This is a genomic window from Roseobacter fucihabitans, from assembly GCF_014337925.2.
In the GTDB taxonomy this organism is placed as follows: domain Bacteria; phylum Pseudomonadota; class Alphaproteobacteria; order Rhodobacterales; family Rhodobacteraceae; genus Roseobacter; species Roseobacter fucihabitans.
In genome coordinates this window covers 3677888-3697638 of sequence record NZ_CP143423.1, presented here as the reverse complement: position 1 = coordinate 3697638, position 19751 = coordinate 3677888, and the positions used below count along the sequence as shown (strand labels likewise).

The following is a 19751-nucleotide window of genomic DNA, read 5'->3' as shown; positions in this document are numbered from 1 at the left end:
CGACTGACCCGCGTTTATGTAGCGACGGTAACGTCTCTTGAAACGACTTCTGGGGTTTACGCCCCACCTGCTCTTTGGAGATGACCATGAACGCTACAATCCCCGGCGCATTACGCGCCGCCGCTCCCGTATTCGCCGATGCCGCCGCCGCCTTCATCGCTGCGAACGGTTTTGACAAACCCACCCTGGTCATCAGCCGGGACCGCGTCGCCGCGCAATATGACACGCTGCAAGCGGGCCTCGGTCAAGCGCACATCCATTACGCGGTCAAGGCGAACCCGGCACCGGAAATCATTCGCACATTGGTCAAGAAGGGTTCCGGTTTCGACGCCGCCTCGCGTCAGGAAATCGAGCTTTGCCTGGGGCAGGGTGCCAAGGCGTCCTCGATCTCCTTCGGGAACACCATCAAACGTGCCTCCGACATCGCCTTTGCCCACAGCGCGGGCGTGACCCTCTTTGCCGCCGACTCCGAGGCAGAGCTCGACAAGATCGCCAAACACGCGCCCGGCGCGCGGGTCTACGTGCGTCTGATCGTCGAAAACGCGCTTGCCGACTGGCCGCTTAGCCGGAAATTCGGATGTTCTGCCTCTTCCCTGCCAGCTTTGCTCGATCATGCCGTGGCCGTTGGCCTGCAACCCTACGGGCTATCCTTCCACGTGGGCTCGCAAACCCGCGAGGCCGCGTTCTGGAACCCGGTTCTGGATCAGATCGCACCGCTTTGGCACGCCGCGCGCGCTGCGGGCCACGATTTGCAATTGCTCAATATCGGCGGCGGTTTTCCGGCGTTTTATGGCCAGACGATACAGGCCCCCCGCGCCTATGCGGCGGCTGTGATGGGGGCGATCCGCGCCCGTTTCGGCGATGTGCCGCAGATCATGGCGGAACCGGGTCGTGGCATGGTGGCCGAAGCCGGGCATATCGTGGCCGAAGTGATGTTGGTGTCGCGCAAGTCCGAGGATGATTTGCATCGCTGGGTTTACCTTGATGTGGGGCGTTTTTCCGGGCTGGCCGAAACCGAAGGCGAAGCGATCCGCTATCAATTCATCACCCGCCATGATGGGGGTGAAACAGGCCCCTGCGTGCTTGCCGGTCCGTCTTGCGACAGCGCCGACATCCTCTACGAAAAACGCCCTGTGCAATTGCCTTTGGCCTTGCGGGATGGCGACCGTATCGTGATCCGCAATTGTGGGGCCTATACCTCCAGCTATTCGTCGATCGGCTTCAACGGGTTTCCACCTCTTGACGTGGTCGTTTTGTAAACGAGACCCTATCGCGGTGGAAAAGGGCCGTCTGCTTCGGGAGGGGCAGGCGGCCATTTGCATTTGAGGGGTCGTGATGCCGCCTTGTGCTCTGCGCGGTTTCGCGTCATTCAAGCGCAACATGACCCAGCGCAAGGAACCCAACATGATCGAACGTATTGAAACCGGTGTCAGATCCTCGAAGATCGTAAAACATCAGGGTGTGGCCTATATCACCGGTCAGGTGGGCGAAGGCGAGACGATCCAGGCGCAGACCGAAGAGTGTCTGCGTCGGTTGGACGCTTTGTTGATCCAGGCGGGGTCTTCACGTGAACACATGCTGCGTGCCACCATCTGGCTTGCCGATATGAGTGACTTTGCCGGTTTGAACGAGGTCTGGAATGCCTGGGTGCCCGAGGGTTACGCGCCCGCACGCGCTTGCGGCGAAGCCAAACTGGCGCGTCCCGAGTTGAAGGTCGAGATCATCGTGGATGCGGCTTATACCTGAGCCTGATTAGAGCGGTTTTCGTGCCCGCATGGCGGCGGTAATTGTGCCGTCGTCCAGATAATCCAGCTCTCCCCCGATGGGGACGCCTTGCGCCAGTGAGGTCAGGCGTACCTGATCCTCAAGCTGATCGGCGATGTAATGCGCGGTGGTTTGCCCGTCGATGGTGGCGTTGAGCGCGAGGATCACCTCGGTGATATTTTCCGACGGCACCCGGTCGATCAGGCGCGGGATGCGCAACTCCTGCGGGCCGATCGCATCAAGCGCGGAAAGAGTGCCGCCCAGCACATGATACCGCCCTTTGAACACGCCCGACCGCTCCATCGCCCAGAGGTCGGCGACATCCTCCACCACACATAATTCGCCATTGGCGCGCTTTTCTGAGGTGCAGATGTCACAGACATCCAGCGTGCCTACGTTGCCGCAATTGAGGCATTCGCGCGCCGTGGCGGCGACGGTCTGCATGACATCCGCCAGCGGCGTGAGCAGCAGGCTGCGTTTGCGAATGAGGTGCAGCACCGCGCGCCGGGCCGAGCGCGGCCCAAGGCCTGGCAGCTTCGCCATCAGATCAATCAGGGCGTCGATGTCCTTGGTGCTGCTCATACGCGCGGGCTCCGGCGCGCCTGCCCGCGCGCCCTATTCAACACGCGGCTTAAAACGGCAGCTTCATATCGGCGGGCAATCCCAGCCCTTCGGTCAGTTTCGCCATCTCTTGCTGTGCACGTTCGGAGGCCTTTGTCTGTGCATCCTTGATCGCGGCAAGGATCAAATCCTCCACGACTTCCTTGTCATCTCCGTTGAAAATCGACGGATCAATATCCAGCGTCTTCAGCTCGCCTTTCGCGGTGCAGGTGGCTTTTACCAGACCGGCGCCCGACGACCCTTCGACCATCAGGCTGGCCATATCTTCTTGTAACTGAGCCATCTTGCCCTGCATCTCCTGGGCCTTCTTCATCATACCGGCCATATCGCCGAGACCACCTAATCCTTTGAGCATCCTGTCGTCCTTTTTCGTATTTCTGTTAACGGTTATATGCGGGTTAGGCCCGCTTGGGGCAAGAGGCGCGCGTAATTGCGCTCATCGATCCTCGAAAGGGTCCCATTCATCCTCGACTTCCGGCAAGGCCTCCTGCACGGCGGCGGCGGCGATCTGATCGGGCGTGCGGATGTCCTTGATTGTGGCTTTGGGAAATTGCGCCAAGACCGCCTGCATCAGAGGGTGCTCATTGACCTTCGCTTCGAGCGCATATTTCTGCGCGTTTTCGATCTCATCAATTGTCTTGCCGCCACCTTCGCTGACGACGGAAATGGCCCATCGGTTTCCTGTCCAGTTCTGCAATTGCCTTCCCAACCGCTGCGACAGGTCTTTGGGTGCATTACTTGTGGGCTCAAATTCAATCCGGCCAGGCTGATAGCTTACAAGCCGCACATATTGCACCACATGGAGCCGCAAGACTTCATCCTTTTTCGCGCGGATCAACTCAACCACATGCTCAAAGGTTGGATATCTGGCGAGGGACGCATCCACATCAAGCGCCTGCGCGGTCGCCGCGCCACCACCCCCGCTTGCGTTGGTGCGGGCCGAGGCGATAGCCGAGGCCCCCCCGCCCGCGGCACGCGCGCCTGCACCCTGTGCAGGTTCCCCACCGCTGCGACCGGGCGCAGGCGTCGAGGGAGGCGTTGCGCCTTGCAGTTTACGCACCAACTCTTCCGGACTGGGCAAATCGGCCACATGCGTCAGCCGGATGATCGCCATTTCTGCGGCCATCATGGCATTTGGCGCGCTTGCCACCTCGTCCAGGGCCTTGAGCAGCATCTGCCACAACCGCGTCAGAACACGCATCGGCAAGGCTTCGGCCATGGCCAGCCCCCGGTTGCGCTCATCCGGCGAAACGGTGGGGTCTTCCGCAGCCTCCGGCGTGATTTTTACAACCGACACCCAATGAGTAATCTCGGCCAGATCACGCAGCACCGCCATCGGGTCCGCCCCTTCGGCGTATTGTGCGGATAATTCGCTCAAAGCCCCCGCCGCATCGCCCTTCAGGATCATATCGAACAGGTCGAGCACACGCCCCCGGTCCGCCAACCCGAGCATGGCACGCACCTGAAGCGCGCTGGTCTCACCAGCCCCATGGCTGATGGCCTGATCCAGAAGCGACGTGGCATCGCGCGCCGACCCTTCCGCCGCCCGCGCGATCAGCGCCAATGCATCTTCGGCAATCTCGGCCCCTTCAGATGTCGCGATCTTGCGCATCAGGGCAATCATCACTTCCGGCTCGATCCGGCGCAGGTCAAACCGCTGGCACCGCGACAGAACCGTCACCGGCACTTTGCGGATTTCTGTGGTGGCAAAAATGAACTTCACATGGGCGGGCGGCTCTTCGAGCGTCTTCAAAAGCGCGTTGAAGGCCCCGGTGCTCAGCATATGCACTTCATCGATGATATAGACTTTGTATCGCGCTGACGCGGCCCGGTAATGCACGGAATCGATGATTTCGCGGATATTGGCCACGCCGGTGTTGGAGGCGGCATCCATTTCCATCACATCGACATGACGTCCCTCCATGATCGCGGTGCAATGCTCACAGACCCCACAGGGATCGGTTGTCGGCCCGCCGGCACCATCCGTTCCGATGCAATTCATGCCCTTCGCAATGATCCGCGCCGTGGTCGTTTTGCCGGTCCCACGGATACCCGTCATCACGAAAGCCTGCGCGATCCGATCCGCCTCAAAGGCGTTCTTCAGCGTGCGCACCATCGCGTCCTGGCCCACAAGGTCGGCAAATGTCTCCGGCCGGTACTTGCGCGCCAACACCTGATATTGAGTTTTTTCCGTATCGCTCATGCAATGGCCTTGTGGCAGGGGATTCGATGTTCAACCCTCAGGGTATGCGCCCCGCCCAAGGACGTAAACTAGAGCCACAAAAGAATACCGCCCGTCGCCAGCGATGCGAGGCTCAGCGTCAGGCTCAATATGGTAAAATAGAGCGTCGGTTGCGCCTGTGCATCATGTTGATCCAACCTTTTTAGGGTTGCGCATGCCTGACGGCGGGCCGCCCAGAAAGTGAAGACGGCAATACATATGAACAGGGATGACACAAATTTTGGCACCCAATCCGGTTCAAACGGGGCAAAAAGAGCCCGAAGCCCGAGGGCAATCGCCACGCAGGCCATGCCGGTCCGCATCCACCCTGCGAAAGTACGTTCATTTGCCAGAACCGTGCGGTCTTCGGCCCAATGGGTGCGCTCTTTGGCCATTTCATTGCTTTTGGACATGCAGAATTAGATGGCGCGTCGGCGATGAGATGCAAGCGGTAAGGTTCAAGGTATCTGGAAGCTGCGGTGGCATTGAACAGGTTGCATTGACCCCGACCTGTTGGTTGAGGAGGAGCCGGATAGCGTATTTGGCAACCAGTCATCCTAGCAGAGGCGGTGTTTTTGGTATCTGATCCACCTGTACATCGATGCCTGCGGGACAGTTCCGCAAGATCAAAAGCCCCTGGGAAATGGGCGGTCATTGGATTTTTTTGGCGCGGGAAGCCGATCAAGGTTCGATTGCGCGGTTAGCGGAGAGGGGGCCCAGGTCCGGCGGTGCCCGCATGGCTTGCCGGATGGCGCGTGCTTGCCAGCAAAGGGGCGACATCTTGGTGATGTCATCTCGCTGCGGATGTCGTGGCGATCCAGGACAAAGCCAATGGATGAGAGGCGGGTGAGAGGCTGGACAACGACCCAAGCGGGGCTCGTTACGGCTGCTGCCTTCCGGCTCTGACCGGGTTGGCGAGGCGCTCGCCCGCGCCAACCTCTCAAGGCTGGATATAGGCAAGGGCGCGCCGGGACGCAAGCCTCTGGGCTAAAGATGCAGGCGCAGTCTGATGAAACCATCCGCGGAATAGCCGCAAGCCTCCGGGCGCATCCTCGCAATATCGCCTAGATGATTGAGGGCATCCGGTGCCGTGTGCAAAAACGCGCTCATTCCCGTGCCCGATTTGAAATGCCACGGGTCACATGCCGGCTCGACGGCGCAGTCGGGGTCCTTGAGGTAGTCGATCAGCGCCTGATCCAGAGCGAGTTCATCGCGCACCATCGTGTCCGCGTCATTGAAAGCGCGAAATGCGCCGCCCCCGCCCGCGCGGTGATCGGTTACGGCAACCAAAAACTCCTGATCGGGATCAAGCGGTGCCCCCTGCCAGCGGATATCACGCACGCGCCCCGCCGCCCCGCTGATGGCGCGGCCCGCTGCGTCAAAGCGGGGTGGCGACGCCAGATCAATCTGATAGGTCAGCCCATAGATCGCGTCGAACCGAAAACCCGGTACCTTTGGGTCGACCAGCATCTGATCGGGAACATCGCGACATAATACATTGAACAGCAAGGCGGAGCGTTCCAGCCAATCCCGCAGGCGGGCCCCAGAGGCCCTGACCGCCCAAACCTGATTCGCGTAAGGAATGAGGCCCGCGATATGGCGTCTTTCCAACTGTCCTGCGGGCAGTGAGACAAAATTCTCCGGCCCGTCGAAGCCGCCTGTCGCCGTGGTCGCCACCGCTGCGAGCAGCGGGAGTTGCGCCATTTCGGTGCCTGCAACGGCGCGCTCAATCGCCAGCCTTTTTGCTGCCGCGATCATCGCGGGGATGGGGCTCGGTTGCGCCAGGGCAAAATAGCTGTGCATGGGGCGCGACAGCGCCGCCACCGGTTGGCGCAGGTGCGCGCGGGTCTTGTCATGCGCGTCCTGCACCAGAGTTTCGATGGTGCGATCGGTCGCGGATGCGCCGTCTGGCTTGCGCAAGACCGACGCGCGTGCGCAAATGCGCCAACCGGTTTGCGGGCCTGTTTGGCTGAGGCTCAGATCAATCACACCGAGTTCGGATGCGCTGCAACCGGGCATGACAACCGGAACATCACCGATCATGCCAGTGTCGCAGTCGATTCCCGTGACATCACCATGATCGGGGCCGGGAAATCGCAAGTGTGTGTGCCCGGCGACAACGGCGTCGACGCCCTTGACCCTTGCAACTTCGGCGATCTGATTCTGGGCATCCTCGCCCTCATCAAATTGAGCAATACCCATATGAGCAAGGACGATGATGACATCTGCACCCGCAGCTCTCGCAGCCGCCACGGCAGCGCTGAGAGCGGGCAGGGGCGGGTCCACCTCCGCCTGTCCTTCCAGCTGATGGCGATTCCACGCTGCGGTCTGTTGCGGCAAAACGGATACGATGCCGATGCGCAGGGTGTGCGCGACACCCAGAGAGGTTGTGCAACTCCGTTCCAGTACCGTGAACCCCTGCACCATCGGCAGTTTGCCAGATCGCAGATTAGCGCAAAGAACCGGTGCCTTCGACTGTGCGAGGCAGTGCGAGAGATGATCCAACCCATGATCGAAATCATGGTTCCCAATACCAAGGGCGTCATATCCAAGCGCGTTCATCGCGGCGATCATGGGGTGCGCGGCGACCGGATGATCGACCAGATACCCCCCCAAAGGTGTGCCCTGAAGCGTGTCGCCATTGTCCACCAGCAGGCAAATTGCATTTGCGACTTGGGCTTCCGATCTGGCCTGACGTATGACGCTTGCCAGTCGTGCAAGGCTGTCACCCGACGTGGTGCGATCATTCGCGTAGTCATAGGCAATCAACTGCATATGAAGATCGCTCGTCGCCAAGAGTCGCAACGTCAATGTTGCGTCTGTGGTATTGGGATCAGATGCGAAGGCGATCTTGGTCATTTCCTCAAAGGTTGCTTATCAACTAATACACGAGTTGATTTCCAACAGATCACGCAGGGGTTGGCAAGGGCAGAGATCACGCGATGATGCTTTGAACTTGCAAGATCACAGGGTGCGTGCCAGTTCTCCGCCAAGCGGAGGATGATATGAAACACGCGGAAACGGTTACATTTGGGGGCTCCGCTTTGGACCGGGACGGCGCGCTGCGTGATGATGCGGATGCGCTTGCGGCAGCCGCGCGCCACCCGGCGGCCCGTGCTATTCTGTTCTGGCGTGGCAAGCCTTTGATCAAAAATGAAAACCCGGCCAGCCTTGCGCTGTTGCCGATGGATCATCCGGTATTGGCCCAAGCCAGCCTGGAAGGCATCTATCTGGGCAAGGAAGACGGAGCCGCGCGTTTCGCCTGTGATCTGTCTGCCTGGGAGCCGGATGATCTGGATGCCGAGAGCCTTGGCGGCTTTCTGGACCCGTCCGAGCAGCATCACCCCGAATTGCCCGAAACGATGGTATTTGCCGAATTGCGCCGGGTCATGACCTGGCTGACGCCGCGCGAAGCGGAGCTGGCGGCGACGGGCAAGGCGGTCTTTGGCTGGCACGAAAGTCATGGGTTTTGTGCCAGGTGCGGCGAAAAGTCTCAGATCACTCAAGGCGGCTGGCAGCGCAAATGCCCGGCCTGTGGTGCCTCCCATTTCCCGCGCACAGATCCGGTGGTGATCATGCTGATTACCCATGGCAACAACGTCCTGATGGGGCGGTCGCCGGGGTGGCCGGAGGGGATGTACTCGCTTTTGGCGGGTTTTGTGGAGCCGGGGGAGACCCTGGAGGCGGCGGTCAGGCGTGAAGTGTTCGAGGAATCGGGTGTGCGTATCGGGCAGGTCAGCTATCTGGCGAGCCAGCCCTGGCCGTTTCCGGCGTCCTTGATGTTTGGCTGTGCGGGCGTGGCGCTCAGTGATGAAATCACGATTGATCCGGTGGAGATCGAAGACGCGCTCTGGATCAGCCGCGAGGATATGATGCAGGTTTTTGCCGGCGATCACCCCAAAATCCTGCCCGCGCGCAAGGGCGCGATTGCGCATTTCCTGTTGGAAAACTGGCTTGCAGACAGGCTGGATTAACCGGACATTGGGTCGGGCATGAAAGGCTGACGTTGATATGAAATTTTCCACGCAACAGGAGATCGATGCGCCGATTGCTGTTGTTTTTGCAATGTTATCTGAGTTTGACGCGCTTGAAGCTGCGCTGCGGCGGCGCGGCGCGGATGTAGCGCGGATGGACGACCCGGTGGGTCCCGGTGCGGGCCTGAAATGGCACGTGCGCGTTGAGTTGGCAGGGGGCATGCGCGCGGTCGATGTCGAAATAGTCGCCTTTGATCCGCCTGCGCGCATGGGTGCCATTCTGGTGTCGCAGGGCGTGCAGGGCGATACGCGCCTTAGCCTGGTCGCGTTGTCAGCGGAAAAGACGCGTGTTCTTTTTGAGGTGGATCTGCGGGCGACTACCTTCGCCGCGCGTGTTTTGCTGCAACCTCTGAAACTTGGAAAAACGAGCCTGGATCAACGATTTGAGGCGCGCGTGGCGCAATATCTTGATGAAATGAAGCAGCGCTATGATCAAGGCGAGGCATGATCGGTATCCGATCGCGTCACCCTGCATTGTCTGTGCCTGCCACTGCCCGAGGTTCGGAGCTATTGGTTTTGTGCCGCGCTACTTGCGACCGGGATCAGCAGGATAAACGCCAAGAATTTCAATCATATTGGTGAAATAATCCAATTCTTCCAGCGCGCGCGCGACATCTGGATCATCGGGGTGACCCTCGATGTCGGCATAAAACTGCGTCGCCGTGAAAGACCCGCCAACCATGTAGCTTTCCAGCTTGGTCATGTTGATCCCGTTGGTCGCAAAACCGCCCATCGCCTTATAAAGCGCGGCCGGAATATTGCGGACCTCAAAAACAAAGCTGGTGATCATGCCATGATCGCCGCGCCGCGATGTATCCGCCTGCGGCGACATCAACAGGAAGCGCGTGGTATTATTGCCCTGATCCTCAATATGACGCGCCAGCAGGTCGAGGCCGTAGATGTCGCCCGCCAATTCGCTGGCCAATGCGGCCATGCTCGGGTCGCCCTGCGCTGCGACGTCCTTGGCCGAGCCTGCCGTATCCGCGCCGGTGATGCGCGCGATACCATGCTGTGCCAGAAAACTCTTGCACTGTCCCAGCAGAACCGTGTGGCTCATGGCGGATTTGATATCTTTGATGGTGGTGCCGGGCAGCCCCAGAAGGTTGATGTGGACCCTTACGAAAGCCTCTTCGATGATGTTGAGGCCGGATTTAGGCAGCAGCGAATGGATGTCTGCGACGCGCCCGTAGGTTGAATTTTCCACCGGCAGCATGGCGAGTTCGGCCTGGCCCGAGCGCACGGCATCAATGGCGTCCTCAAAAGTGCGGCAAGGCACCGGTGTCATGTCTGGGCGGGCCACGCGGCAGGCCTCGTGACTATACGCACCGAGTTCACCCTGAAACGCGATACGGGCAGCATATGGGAGGCTCATTAAGTGGTCCTAAGGTTTTTTCTTCTATGCGGGGTCGATTGGTCGCGGTAAGTACACCTTGCCACCGTGAAGGTGAAGCAATAGATACCGCTGAAACGCAAAGAGATGGACGGATAGCATGCTCGACACAATGACCTTTACCAAATTGGCCGGTGGCATCTGCGGTGCCTTGCTTGTTTTACTGCTTGGCAAGTGGATGGCAGAAGAGCTTTATCACACGGAGTCCCACGGCGAAGCGGCATATGTCATCGAAGTGGACGATGGTGAAGAAGTGGCCGAAGTTGAAGAAGTGGACTTTGCAACCGTTCTGGCATCCGCCAGCGCGGAAGACGGGTCAAAGGTTTTCCGCAAGTGCTCTGCTTGCCACAAGCTGGTACAGGGTGAAAACGGCGTCGGCCCATATCTGTACGGCGTCGTGGATCGCGACAAGGGCTCGGTAGACGGTTTCAGCTATTCGGACACACTGGCGTCCATGGAAGGCGATTGGACCGCCGAAAACTTGAACGGTTTCCTGGAAAAACCATCCTCTTACGCACCCGGAACGTCAATGAGCTTTGCGGGTCTGAAGAAAGTCGAGGAGCGTGCAGACTTGATCGCCTATTTGGCCAGTCTCGACGACTAGGCACCCTGTCGGCCAAAAAATTAACCTGATATTAACCACAAAAGCTGCTTGCTTCGATGCAAGTGGCTTTTTTTGTGGCCATTTGCGTTTTTCGTCTTTGGGATCACGTTTTCGCAACTTGTAACTTGGCACGGCGTCCCGTTAGCTTACATCCAGAGCGAGAAAGACGCCGGAGTACACGGCACCAGACTGGAGGACATACCTAATGACGGCTGACCCGGCATGGACGTGCGCAAGTAAAACCCAACACCGCAGTGTTTTGTGGGGGGCGATGATGAGCTTTCTCATCGGCGTTTTTGCGGCGGGCAGCGTCTGGAGTGAAGAGGAAACAATCGTCAGCCACGGATATTCCTTTTACGGCGATCTTACCTATCCCGCCGATTACCCGCATTTCGATTACGTGAACCCTGATGCGCCCAAGGGGGGGGAAATCTCTTTTTCGGCGCTGGGAACATTTGATTCGATGAACCCCTATACGCGAAAAGGTCGGGGCGGCGCGCTGAGCACGATCATGTTTGAGAGCCTGTTGGGTGAGGGGACAGGAGGGACGACCGCGCCCGCCGATGTATATGCCGAATATTATGGGCTTGTGGCCGAACGGCTTGAGTATGACGTGGACCGGAATTGGGTCATTTTCTACATGCGCCCGGAGGCGCGCTTCTCGGATGGCACGCCCCTCACAGCCTATGACGTGGAATTCAGCCAGAAGCTGATCCTGGAGCAAGGGCTGCAATCCTACGCCGATGCCGTCAGCAAGCGCATTACCGATATCGAGGTGATCGACGATCACACGATCAAATATTCCTTCACGCCCGGTATTTCCCGCCGCAGCCTGATCGAAGTCGTTGGCGGTATGTCGATCTGGTCCAAAGCCTGGTACGAAGAAACCGGCGCGCGGCTGGATGAAAGCCGGCTTGAAACATCGCCGGGCTCGGGTCCCTATATGATCGACACGATCGATGTGAACCGCCGGATCGTTTACAAACGCAATCCCGACTATTGGGGTAATGATCTGCCTTTCAATGTCGGGCGGAATAACTTCGATATCATCCGGGTTGAATATTTCGGGGATGAAAACGCCGCTTTTGAGGCCTTCAAGGCGGGGGAATACACGTTTCGAACGGAAGGAAATTCGCGCCAGTGGGCTTCCGCTTATGACTTCCCAAAAGTGAACAACGGGCAGATCGTCAAAAAGGAATTGCCCGATGGCGCGCCCCCGACGCCGACTGGGTTCGTGTTCAATCTGGGCCGTGATATCTTCAAGGATCGCCGCGTCCGGGAAGCCGTTGCTTTGGGGTTCAACTTTGAATGGACCAATGAATCGCTTCAGTTCGGCCTGTTCAAGCCCCGCGCCTCTTTCACCCAGGATACGGAGCTGATGGCCGTCGGGAAACCGGAGGGTGCGGAGCTGGCGTTCCTGCAATCTCTGGGCGATCTGGTGCCTGATGAGATGTTGACCGCCGAGGCGCGTATGCCCCACACCTCCAGCGCGAACAGGCTTCTGGACCGGCGCAATCTGCGCCAGGCCATGAAGCTGCTGGATGAGGCCGGATGGGCAGTGGACGCAAATGGCAAACGACGCAATGCCGATGGCCAACCGCTTGAAATTACCTTCCTGCTCAATTCGGCAGGCTCCTCCACGCTGCGCGCTGTTGTTGAGAATTTCCTGTCGAATCTGCAGGCGATGGGCATCGACACCGTGCTGGAGGCCGTGGACGCGTCGCAATACACCAGCCGCGAGCGGGATCGCGATTACGATTTGGTCTTTGATCAATATATTCCCTTCCTGAGTACCGGCGGCGGGCTGCAACAGTTTTATGGCTCCGAGGCGGCCGCGTTCTCAGTCTTTAATCCTGCTGGCCTGGCCAGTCCTTTGGTCGATGAAATCATCGAAGCTTCGCAACGGATGGAGACCAAGGAAGAGACCGATGTGACCCTCATGGCGCTGGACCGTGCGCTGCGCTATGAGTTTTTCATGATCCCGGCCTGGTACAATGACAGTTTCTGGGTGGCGTATTACGATAAATTTGAACACCCTGATGTCATCCCCACATACGCATTGGGGCAATTGGATTTCTGGTGGTATAATCAAGACAAGGCGGATGCTTTGCGATCTGCCGGGGCGTTGAGGTAACGCCGTGGGCGCCTATATTGTCAGACGGCTTTTGCTGATCATCCCGACCCTGCTGGGGATCATGCTGATCAACTTTGCGCTGGTGCAATTTGTCCCCGGTGGCCCGGTGGAACAGGCGATTGCGCGTGCGCAGGGGGGCGGCGATGTTTTCGGCGGATTTGCGGGGGCGGGAACGGACGCGGGCAATTCCGAACTGCCCAGCAATGACAGCCAATACATCGGGGCGCGTGGCCTGCCGCCGGAATTCATCGCGCAGTTGGAAAAGGAATTCGGTTTCGACAAGCCGCCCGTTGAACGATTCCTGAACATGATCTGGAACTACATGCGGTTTGATTTCGGCGAGAGCTATTTCCGCTCGATCTCCGTAATTGACCTGATCAAGGAGAAATTACCGGTGTCGATCACACTGGGGCTGTGGTCCACGCTGATCGCCTATCTGGTGTCGATCCCGCTGGGGATTCGCAAGGCGGTGCGCGATGGCACAAGCTTTGATACCTGGACCTCCGGGCTGATCATCGCGGCCTATGCCATTCCCGGTTTCCTCTTTGCCATTCTGCTGCTGGTACTTTTTGCAGGGGGGTCGTATTTCCAGATCTTCCCGTTGCGCGGCCTGACCTCTGATAATTTCGACCAGCTCAGCCCGCTTGCCAAGGTCGGCGATTATTTCTGGCACATCGCTTTGCCAGTGCTGGCCTCAACGATTTCGGCTTTCGCGACGCTGACCTTGCTGACGAAAAACAGCTTCCTAGATGAGATCAAGAAACAATATGTGATCACCGCGCGCGCCAAAGGTCTGTCCGAACGCGGCGTTCTCTATGGCCATGTTTTCCGCAATGCGATGCTGATCGTCATCGCGGGTTTCCCGGCCGTATTCATAGGGGTTTTCTTTGGCGGCTCCCTGATCATCGAGACGATTTTTAGCCTGGACGGTTTGGGCCGCCTTGGTTTTGAGGCTGCGGTCGCGCGGGATTACCCGATCGTGTTTGGTACGCTTTTCATCTTTGGCCTGATCGGCCTGGTGGTCGGGATCCTTTCCGATCTGATGTATGTGCTGGTCGATCCGCGCATTGATTTTGAGCGGAGGGAGGGCTGATGGTGCTCTCACCCCTCAACCAACGCCGTTGGCGCAATTTCACCCGAAACCGGCGGGCCTATTGGTCGCTTTGGATATTTGCAGTGCTGTTCGGGTTGTCCCTCATGGCCGAATTCATTGCCTATGATAAACCGATCCTGGTGCAATATCGCGGGAATTATTACACGCCGATCTGGAATTTCTATCCCGAAACCGAATTTGGCGGCGATTTCCAGACCGAAGCGGTTTACCGTGACCCGGAGGTGAAATGTCTGATCGAGACCGGCGGGTTGGACATGTGTTTTGATGACCCGGAAGGGTATTTCGAGGACGCACAGGATGGTGTTGTTGACGGCGAAACCATCGAAAAAGGCTGGGCAATCTGGCCGCTCATCCCCTATTCCTTCGATACTGCGGTGGACCGGCCCGGTGCCGCGCCGCTGCCGCCGAATGCCCAAAACCTGCTGGGCACGGATGGTACCAAACGCGACGTTCTGGCGCGTGTGATTCACGGTTTCCGGCTGTCCATTCTGTTCACGCTGCTTGTGACCGGTGCCGCCAGCCTGATCGGTATCATCGCAGGGGCGGTACAGGGCTTTTTCGGCGGTAAAACCGACCTCATTTTTCAACGTGTGATCGAGATCTGGTCCTCAACGCCGTCGCTTTATGTGATCATCATCATGTTTGCCATTCTGGGACGAAGCTTCTGGTTGCTGGTCATCTTGCTGGTGCTGTTCAGCTGGACCTCATTGGTGGGTGTGGTGCGCGCCGAATTCCTGCGGGCGCGTAACCTTGAATATGTGCGGGCCGCACGCGCGCTGGGGGTGGGCAACGTTACGATCATGTTCCGCCATATGTTGCCCAATGCTATGGTGGCGATGTTGACCATGCTGCCTTTCATCATCACCGGCACGATTTCGACCTTGGCGATTCTGGATTTTCTGGGCTTTGGTCTGCCATCTTCGGCACCGTCGCTGGGCGAATTGACATTGCAAGCCAAGCAGAACCTGCAAGCGCCCTGGCTCGCCTTCACGGCCTTTTTCACCTTTGCGATCATGTTGTCGCTCTTGGTGTTCATCTTCGAGGGTATCCGCGATGCTTTCGATCCAAGAAAGACTTTTTCATGAGCGCCCTTCTCGAGGTCAAGGACCTGCGCGTCAGTTTTCGTCAGGACGGCGCTTTGACGGAAGCGGTCAAAGGCGTGAGCTTTTTCGTGGAGCGCGGCGAGACCGTGGCATTGGTCGGCGAGTCTGGCTCGGGCAAATCCGTCTCCGCGCTTTCGACCGTGTCCCTGCTCGGTGACAGCGCGGAAGTCACCGGTTCCGTCACCTATGACGGCCAGCAGATGATCGGAGCGGACGAGACCCGGCTGCGCAAGGTACGCGGCAATGACATCAGCTTCATTTTCCAAGAGCCGATGACCTCGCTTAACCCGTTGCATACAATCGAAAAGCAACTGGGGGAAAGCCTCGCGCTGCATCAGGGGCTGGCCGGTGCGGCGGCACGCGCGCGCATTCTGGAACTGCTCGAACAGGTTGGCATTCAGGACGCCGAAAGCCGGATCGGGAGCTATCCGCACCAACTTTCCGGCGGGCAACGCCAGCGCGTGATGATTGCCATGGCGCTTGCCAATGAACCCGATGTTCTGATCGCGGATGAGCCGACAACGGCGCTGGATGTAACGATTCAGGCGCAGATTCTCGATCTGCTCAAGGACCTCAAGGACCGCTTGGGCATGGGGCTGTTGTTCATTACCCATGATCTGGGCATCGTGCGGCGCATCGCGGATCGGGTCTGTGTGATGCAAAAGGGTGAAATCGTCGAAACTGGCTCGACACGCGAAATTTTCGACAACCCGCAGCACCCCTATACAAAAAAACTCCTTGGGGCCGAACCATCCGGCGCGCCCGCCCCCATCGCCGCAGATGCCGAGATCATCGCGAAAACCGATAACCTCAAGATTTGGTTTCCCATCCAAGCGGGGTTGCTGCGCCGTACTGTCGGCCACGTCAAAGCCGTCAATGACGCGAGCCTGACCGTGCGGGCGGGTGAAACCATCGGGATTGTGGGCGAAAGCGGGTCTGGAAAAACCACGCTGGCGCTGGCGATTATGCGGTTGATCGCGTCTGAGGGGCAGATCGAATTCATGGGGCAGGACGTGCGCCAATGGTCCACGCGGCAATTGCGCGGATTGCGCAAGGATATGCAGATCGTATTTCAGGACCCCTTTGGCAGCCTCAGCCCTCGGATGACCTGTGCGCAGATTATTTCCGAAGGGTTGAGCATCCATAAGGTCGACGCCGACCGCGATGAGCGTGATCTTGTCCGTGAAGTCATGGTCGAGGTGGGCCTTGATCCGGCGACGATGGACCGTTACCCGCATGAATTTTCGGGGGGACAGCGTCAGCGGATCGCGATTGCGCGCGCGATGGTCTTGCGTCCGCGACTTTTGGTGCTGGATGAGCCGACATCTGCGCTGGATATGACCGTGCAGGTACAGATCGTGGATCTTTTGCGTAATTTGCAGAAGAAATACGGGCTCGCCTATATTTTCATCAGCCATGACCTGAACGTCGTGCGGGCGATGTCACATCAGGTGATGGTGATGAAGCGGGGCGATGTTGTGGAAACCGGCGATGTTGATGCGATCTTTGACAGGCCCGCTCATGAATACACGCGCACCTTGCTTCATGCGACGGCCTGAGTTTTTTCGCGTCTAAAGCGCCGCGGCGTGACCGGCGGGGGATCTGTCATAGGCATCAAATTGCTTGGCGATAATGCGTGCCAAAGGGCGTGCTTCGGGCCTGATATAAAGACCGTCCGGGCCAAAGTTCACCAAATCACCAAAACGCGCTGAAACGTCCTGAAGCAGTTCTGCCACGCGCGGGCCGGTTCCGGGGAAACGAGCGGTCACCTTTGCGATATCGACCGAAAAATCGCATAGAATCGATTCGATGATCCGGGCGCGCAATAGATCTTCACCCGAAAACACATGGCCCTTTTGGGCCGCAAACCCACCGGCCGTTATGGCCTTGATATAGTCAGAGGTTGCGGGGGCGTTTTGGGCATAGCCTTGCGGAAAACGCGAAATTGCGGAGGCGCCCAGCCCGATTAAAACCGGTGCGGCATCGTCGGTATAGCCTTGGAAGTTCCGCTTCAGACGGCCGGTTTTTGCGGCCTGCATCAGGCGGTCGTCGGGCACGGCAAAATGATCGATTCCGATTTGCGAAAGCCCATCCCATTCCAGTAGGCGGCGGGCGGCATCAAAGAGCTTTAAGCGTTTTTCCGGCGTCGGCAATGTGTCGCTGGGGATCATGCTTTGCCGCCGCGCCATCCAGGGCACATGTGAATACCCATAAAGCGCCACGCGGTCGGGGTTCAACGTCAGCACTTTCTGGACCGAAGCCGAGATATGGGTTTCGTCCTGATGCGGCAGCCCAAACAGAAGGTCAGCATCCAGAAATTTGATCTGCGCATCGCGCAACATCTGCGTCGTATCACGCGTGATTTCAAAGCTCTGAATACGCCCGATCGTGGATTGAATATGTGGATCGAAGTCTTGGATGCCAATTGCAGCGCGTGTCATGCCAGCTTTTGCAAGGGCGTCGATACGCGCTGGTCCGATTTCTTTGACGTCCACCTCGACTGAGAACTCGGCGTTCGGGGCAAGCGGTGCGATATCGGCAATTGCACCGACCAAAGCACTGATCATTTCCGCCGTGAGCAGGGTTGGCGTGCCGCCGCCCCAATGCATATGACTTATCGTCACACCCTCAGGCAAATGCGCACCCAGCAGGGCAATTTCGCGGTGCACGGCGTCCAAATATTCAGCAACAGGCGAGAGTGTCACGGCTCCCTGCGTGCGGCAGGCGCAAAACCAGCATAGTTTTCGACAGAATGGCACATGTAAATAAAGGGAAATCGTGCTGTTGGGGGCGATTGAGCGCACCCATGACGGAACGTCTCCACCGACATTGCCGGTGTTGAACTGGGGCGCTGTTGGGTAGCTTGTATAACGCGGAACCATCGCGTCAAAAAGCCCCAGCTTGGCTAGCTTGGACGTCATGTGCATGATAGTGATATAGGTAGACATGTGTCAGCCTTCTTTGACACAGATCAATAATGGGAATTAGACGTGCAACAGATGGTATCGCCTGATTTTAAGAGTTGTTCGGATTGTCCGATCAGACATCGGGCTGTCTGCGCCAAATGTGACGGCGACGAACTGGCGCTGCTGGAAGACATCAAATACTACCGTAGTTTCGCCGCCGGTCAGACCGTGATGTGGGCAGGCGATCATATGGATTTTGTCGCCTCGGTCGTGTCGGGTGTTGCGACATTGACGCAAACGATGGAGGACGGGCGCACGCAGATGGTCGGGTTGTTGCTGCCCTCCGATTTCGTCGGGCGTCCTGGTCGGGGTGCCGCTGCCTATACCGTAACGGCTACCTCTGATCTGACGATGTGTTGTTTTCGCCGCAAACCTTTCGAGCAGATGATCAGCACAACGCCTCATATCGCGCATAGGTTGCTGGAAATGACGCTGGATGAATTGGATGCTGCGCGCGAATGGATGTTGGTGCTCGGGCGCAAGACCGCACGTGAAAAAATTGCAAGCCTTCTGTCGATCATCGCAAGACGCGATGCCGTTCTGGGCAATGAGGCACCGGGAAAGGCGCTTACCTTTAATTTACCGCTGACGCGGGAAGCGATGGCGGACTATCTCGGCCTGACGCTGGAAACCGTCAGCCGCCAGATTTCGGCGCTCAAACGTGACGGCGTCATCACGCTTGCTGGAAAACGCAATGTGACCGTGCCGAATATGGACAGGCTGCTGTTGGAAGCGGGCGATGACAGCGATGGCGGTATGCTGAGCTAAGCAGATACCGGCCATAGCACAGCGGCCCGCGCCCAACTCAATGCGCCATGAAAACCGGCACGGTTGCATGCTCCAGCATTTCGCGCGTCGCACCACCCAAAACGGCTTGGCGGAACCGCGAATGGCCGTAACCGCCCATCACCAACATCTGAGAATTGGTTTCGGTGACATGACGGCGTATCCGTTCGCTGACCTTTGCGCCACTACGTGACATGACCTGAATATCGCAGGTGATGCCATGGCGTGAGAGCATGACCGCCAGCAGCCCGCCGGGGTCGGAGCGATCCGCAGCATGTTCAGGAGGGTCGATAATCGCGATATGAATTTCCTTGGCGGCCTGCATCAGGGGGATGGCCGCGCGCACAGCCTGCAAGGCCTCGGCACTCTCGTTCCAGGCAATAACGATCCGCTCGGGCGCACCGACCGGATCACCATCCGGAGCCACCACGGTGGGGCACCCTGCGTCCAGCATTACGGTTTCCAGCACCAGACTTTCCTCCGGGCTGCTGTTGTGTCGGTAGGGGAGGGGTGCCACGCATAAATCCGCAAAACGCGCGGCGCGAAACAGGGGCCGCCCGGCATCTGCCAGCGTCGTAATGGCAGTGCTTACGTTCCAGCGCAGGTTGGCGTTTTGCAACCAGGCTTTGACCTGTGTCTCCAGGTTTTTAGCCTGTTCATCGGCCTGCGCGATGGCGGCCTGCAGGATCGCGGCATTTGCGCCTACCTCGTAATAATTGCTGTGGGAACGATCCACGCCCAAACACATGACTTCCAGATGCCCATCATGGGCTTCAGACAGGCGCGCGGCCTGTTCCAGGGCTGATTTGCTTGTTTCGAAATCGGAAAGTGCCGTGAAAATAGTTTTGAAGGCCATGACCATCTCCTTGTGAGAATTCTATCTGACCGAACATAACCGTAAAAATAAGCCGTGCGTTGATCGGGATCAGGCAAAAAGCCACCAAGACTTGATGCAGATCAAAGTTGTTGATGCGGATACGCGCGACACGGGGACCATAACGAACATCCTTGTGC

18 protein-coding genes and 1 other RNA gene are annotated in these 19751 nt (G+C 58.3%); 10 read left to right on the top strand and 9 right to left on the bottom strand.

All coding sequences use genetic code 11. The features are described from left to right. The first annotated feature begins 80 nt into the window (after positions 1-80). Positions 81-1259: a type III PLP-dependent enzyme gene (locus ROLI_RS18200; protein ID WP_187430592.1), complete on the top strand. Its 1179-nt coding sequence runs from the start codon at positions 81-83 to the stop codon at positions 1257-1259. Positions 1260-1404: 145 nt separating this feature from the next. Beyond that, a complete protein-coding gene (locus ROLI_RS18195; RefSeq protein WP_187430591.1) occupies positions 1405-1746 on the top strand; it encodes a RidA family protein in 342 nt (113 codons plus the stop codon). A gap of 6 nt (positions 1747-1752) precedes the next feature. Here ROLI_RS18195 and recR read toward each other — a convergent pair whose 3' ends face one another. The 6 genes from recR to ROLI_RS18165 all read right to left on the bottom strand — a co-directional run bounded on the left by recR (position 1753) and on the right by ROLI_RS18165 (position 7465). Then, entirely contained in the window at positions 1753-2346 is a 594-nt protein-coding gene (recR, locus tag ROLI_RS18190) for a recombination mediator RecR (RefSeq protein ID WP_187430590.1), read from the bottom strand. A 49-nt stretch (positions 2347-2395) separates the two neighbouring features. After that, the gene (locus ROLI_RS18185; RefSeq protein ID WP_187430589.1) at positions 2396-2740 is read right to left on the bottom strand and encodes a YbaB/EbfC family nucleoid-associated protein; all 345 of its coding nucleotides are present in this window, start codon (positions 2738-2740) and stop codon (positions 2396-2398) included. A gap of 81 nt (positions 2741-2821) precedes the next feature. Beyond that, the gene (locus ROLI_RS18180) at positions 2822-4588 is read right to left on the bottom strand and encodes a DNA polymerase III subunit gamma/tau (protein WP_187430588.1); all 1767 of its coding nucleotides are present in this window, start codon (positions 4586-4588) and stop codon (positions 2822-2824) included. 68 nt (positions 4589-4656) lie between these two features. After that, a complete protein-coding gene (locus ROLI_RS18175; protein WP_262386541.1) occupies positions 4657-5001 on the bottom strand; it encodes a YidH family protein in 345 nt (114 codons plus the stop codon). 449 nt (positions 5002-5450) lie between these two features. Then, positions 5451-5549, bottom strand: an RNA gene (ffs, locus tag ROLI_RS18170) — signal recognition particle sRNA small type. A gap of 44 nt (positions 5550-5593) precedes the next feature. Next, complete coding sequence (locus ROLI_RS18165) at positions 5594-7465, bottom strand: 5'-nucleotidase C-terminal domain-containing protein (protein ID WP_187430586.1); 1872 nt, start codon at positions 7463-7465, stop codon at positions 5594-5596. Between the two features lie 146 nt (positions 7466-7611). Between ROLI_RS18165 and nudC the strand changes: the two genes are divergently transcribed. Further along, entirely contained in the window at positions 7612-8580 is a 969-nt protein-coding gene (gene nudC, locus ROLI_RS18160; RefSeq protein WP_187430585.1) for an NAD(+) diphosphatase, read from the top strand. Positions 8581-8617: 37 nt separating this feature from the next. After that, the gene (locus ROLI_RS18155; protein ID WP_187430584.1) at positions 8618-9088 is read left to right on the top strand and encodes an SRPBCC family protein; all 471 of its coding nucleotides are present in this window, start codon (positions 8618-8620) and stop codon (positions 9086-9088) included. A gap of 78 nt (positions 9089-9166) precedes the next feature. On the opposite strand, the gene ROLI_RS18150 is transcribed toward ROLI_RS18155, so the two are convergent. Beyond that, positions 9167-10012, bottom strand: a complete 846-nt coding sequence (locus ROLI_RS18150) for a prephenate dehydratase (RefSeq protein WP_187430583.1) — start codon at positions 10010-10012, stop codon at positions 9167-9169. 118 nt (positions 10013-10130) lie between these two features. On the opposite strand from ROLI_RS18150, the gene ROLI_RS18145 reads away from it, so the two are divergent. The 5 genes from ROLI_RS18145 to ROLI_RS18125 all read left to right on the top strand — a co-directional run bounded on the left by ROLI_RS18145 (position 10131) and on the right by ROLI_RS18125 (position 16544). Beyond that, on the top strand, positions 10131-10634 hold the full coding sequence (locus ROLI_RS18145; RefSeq protein WP_187430582.1) for a cytochrome c family protein: 504 nt from the start codon (positions 10131-10133) through the stop codon (positions 10632-10634). Positions 10635-10905: 271 nt separating this feature from the next. Next, complete coding sequence (locus tag ROLI_RS18140; protein WP_405049031.1) at positions 10906-12768, top strand: extracellular solute-binding protein; 1863 nt, start codon at positions 10906-10908, stop codon at positions 12766-12768. Between the two features lie 4 nt (positions 12769-12772). Continuing rightward, positions 12773-13861, top strand: a complete 1089-nt coding sequence (locus tag ROLI_RS18135; RefSeq protein ID WP_187430580.1) for a microcin C ABC transporter permease YejB — start codon at positions 12773-12775, stop codon at positions 13859-13861. Beyond that, the gene (locus tag ROLI_RS18130; RefSeq protein WP_187430579.1) at positions 13861-14967 is read left to right on the top strand and encodes an ABC transporter permease; all 1107 of its coding nucleotides are present in this window, start codon (positions 13861-13863) and stop codon (positions 14965-14967) included. The genes ROLI_RS18135 and ROLI_RS18130 overlap by 1 nt, the downstream gene beginning before the upstream one ends. Further along, positions 14964-16544: an ABC transporter ATP-binding protein gene (locus ROLI_RS18125; RefSeq protein WP_187430578.1), complete on the top strand. Its 1581-nt coding sequence runs from the start codon at positions 14964-14966 to the stop codon at positions 16542-16544. Before ROLI_RS18130 ends, ROLI_RS18125 begins: the two co-directional genes overlap by 4 nt. A 12-nt stretch (positions 16545-16556) precedes the next feature. Here the strand turns inward: ROLI_RS18125 and hemN are convergent, their stop codons facing one another. Next, the gene (gene hemN, locus ROLI_RS18120) at positions 16557-17912 is read right to left on the bottom strand and encodes an oxygen-independent coproporphyrinogen III oxidase (protein WP_187430602.1); all 1356 of its coding nucleotides are present in this window, start codon (positions 17910-17912) and stop codon (positions 16557-16559) included. 72 nt (positions 17913-17984) lie between these two features. On the opposite strand from hemN, the gene fnrL reads away from it, so the two are divergent. After that, the gene (fnrL, locus tag ROLI_RS18115; protein WP_187430577.1) at positions 17985-18719 is read left to right on the top strand and encodes a transcriptional regulator FnrL; all 735 of its coding nucleotides are present in this window, start codon (positions 17985-17987) and stop codon (positions 18717-18719) included. Between the two features lie 37 nt (positions 18720-18756). Here fnrL and ROLI_RS18110 read toward each other — a convergent pair whose 3' ends face one another. Beyond that, positions 18757-19593 (bottom strand): universal stress protein, encoded by an 837-nt coding sequence (locus ROLI_RS18110; RefSeq protein WP_187430576.1) that lies wholly within the window; start codon positions 19591-19593, stop codon positions 18757-18759. Positions 19594-19751 lie beyond the last annotated feature (158 nt).

Excerpts from the sequence above, each read along its gene's own strand:
- ROLI_RS18200 (WP_187430592.1), top strand. The coding sequence starts at position 81 with ATGACCATGAACGCTACAATCCCCGGCGCATTACGCGCCGCCGCTCCC.
- ROLI_RS18195 (WP_187430591.1), top strand. The coding sequence starts at position 1,405 with ATGATCGAACGTATTGAAACCGGTGTCAGATCCTCGAAGATCGTAAAA.
- recR (WP_187430590.1), bottom strand. The coding sequence starts at position 2,346 with ATGAGCAGCACCAAGGACATCGACGCCCTGATTGATCTGATGGCGAAG.
- ROLI_RS18185 (WP_187430589.1), bottom strand. The coding sequence starts at position 2,740 with ATGCTCAAAGGATTAGGTGGTCTCGGCGATATGGCCGGTATGATGAAG.
- ROLI_RS18180 (WP_187430588.1), bottom strand. The coding sequence starts at position 4,588 with ATGAGCGATACGGAAAAAACTCAATATCAGGTGTTGGCGCGCAAGTAC.
- ROLI_RS18175 (WP_262386541.1), bottom strand. The coding sequence starts at position 5,001 with ATGGCCAAAGAGCGCACCCATTGGGCCGAAGACCGCACGGTTCTGGCA.
- ROLI_RS18165 (WP_187430586.1), bottom strand. The coding sequence starts at position 7,465 with ATGACCAAGATCGCCTTCGCATCTGATCCCAATACCACAGACGCAACA.
- nudC (WP_187430585.1), top strand. The coding sequence starts at position 7,612 with ATGAAACACGCGGAAACGGTTACATTTGGGGGCTCCGCTTTGGACCGG.
- ROLI_RS18155 (WP_187430584.1), top strand. The coding sequence starts at position 8,618 with ATGAAATTTTCCACGCAACAGGAGATCGATGCGCCGATTGCTGTTGTT.
- ROLI_RS18150 (WP_187430583.1), bottom strand. The coding sequence starts at position 10,012 with ATGAGCCTCCCATATGCTGCCCGTATCGCGTTTCAGGGTGAACTCGGT.
- ROLI_RS18145 (WP_187430582.1), top strand. The coding sequence starts at position 10,131 with ATGCTCGACACAATGACCTTTACCAAATTGGCCGGTGGCATCTGCGGT.
- ROLI_RS18140 (WP_405049031.1), top strand. The coding sequence starts at position 10,906 with ATGATGAGCTTTCTCATCGGCGTTTTTGCGGCGGGCAGCGTCTGGAGT.
- ROLI_RS18130 (WP_187430579.1), top strand. The coding sequence starts at position 13,861 with ATGGTGCTCTCACCCCTCAACCAACGCCGTTGGCGCAATTTCACCCGA.
- ROLI_RS18125 (WP_187430578.1), top strand. The coding sequence starts at position 14,964 with ATGAGCGCCCTTCTCGAGGTCAAGGACCTGCGCGTCAGTTTTCGTCAG.
- hemN (WP_187430602.1), bottom strand. The coding sequence starts at position 17,912 with ATGCACATGACGTCCAAGCTAGCCAAGCTGGGGCTTTTTGACGCGATG.
- fnrL (WP_187430577.1), top strand. The coding sequence starts at position 17,985 with ATGGTATCGCCTGATTTTAAGAGTTGTTCGGATTGTCCGATCAGACAT.
- ROLI_RS18110 (WP_187430576.1), bottom strand. The coding sequence starts at position 19,593 with ATGGCCTTCAAAACTATTTTCACGGCACTTTCCGATTTCGAAACAAGC.